The sequence below is a fragment of the Elstera litoralis genome (assembly GCF_000963705.1).
Classification (GTDB): Bacteria; Pseudomonadota; Alphaproteobacteria; order Elsterales; family Elsteraceae; genus Elstera; species Elstera litoralis.
The window spans coordinates 1-1,157 of record NZ_LAJY01000597.1; the positions used below are offsets into that span (position 1 = coordinate 1).

Annotated in this window: 1 protein-coding gene; it reads right to left on the reverse strand. The window is 57.1% G+C overall.

The genetic code is table 11. The annotated features are described in order from the left end of the window. Positions 1-1,157, reverse strand: a 1,157-nt coding sequence (gene ugpB, locus VZ95_RS18010) for a sn-glycerol-3-phosphate ABC transporter substrate-binding protein UgpB (RefSeq protein WP_045777087.1), incomplete at both ends; no start/stop codon positions are given.

The following is a 1,157-nucleotide window of genomic DNA, read 5'->3' on the forward strand; positions in this document are numbered from 1 at the left end:
GAATCTTCGGCAGGTTACCGAAGCGCACGCCCATCGAATTTTCGGTCGGGGCCTTGTTTTGCAGCTGCAGGATCGGCGTTTCGCGACCGGGGTTCTTATCGTAGAAGCCCGATTTTTTGGTTTCTTCGTAAGCGGCGATCGTCACCGGCAGATAACCGGTCTTCTGATGGTTGACGATCTGCACGTCAAGGTTCGACAGGAAGCTGAAGAACTTGGCAACGCCCTTATATTCTTCCGGCTTTTTGCCGCCCAGCACCCACAGGGTCGCCCCGCCGATGATCGAATTTTGCGGCGCACCCGCCACTTCCGGGTAATAGGGCAGCATCCCCGTGCCGAAGTTGAACTTAGCGTTCTTCTGCGCTTCGCCGAGATAGCCCGACGAGGTCATGATGATCGCGCATTCACCGCTGGTGAACAGGCCCTGGGGCTGGGTGGTGCGGCCACCGTATTTGAAGACATTGTCTTTTTGCAGGTCGTTCAGCGTTTCGAAATGCTTCACGACCAGCGGATTATTGAACTTGAATTCGGTATCAAAGCCCGAAAAACCATTGGCCTTCGTGCCGAACGGAATATTGTGCCAGGCGCTGAACTGTTCGAGCTGCGTCCAGGTCACCCAGCCCGCCGTTAGGCCGCAGGGGTGGCCCGAGGCGCGCACTTTCTTGGCGGCATCGAACACCTCCGGCCAAGTCTTCGGGGCCTTTTCGGGGTCGAGACCGGCTTTGGCGAAAGCGTCCTTATTGTAATAAAGGATCGCGGTCGAGCTATTGAACGGCATCGACAGCATCTTGCCATCGGCGGTCGAATAATAGCCGGTGATGGCGGGCAGATAGGCCTTCGGGTCGAATTTTTCGCCGGCTTCGGCCATCAATTCATACACCGGCTTCACGGCACCCTTGGCCGACATCATCGTCGCCGTGCCGACTTCGAAGACCTGCGTAATGTGGGGCGCATTGCCGCCGCGATAGGCGGCAATCGTCTGGTTCATCAGTTCGGTGTAATCGTTCGATTTGAACGTGGCGACGACCTTATAGTCGCTTTGCGAAGCGTTGAACTGGTCAACGATTTCGTTCACCCGCTCGCCATTGGCGGCGGTCATGGCGTGCCACCACTGAATTTCGACCGGCGCGGCAAAGGCCGAAACAGTGAATGCGCAACCA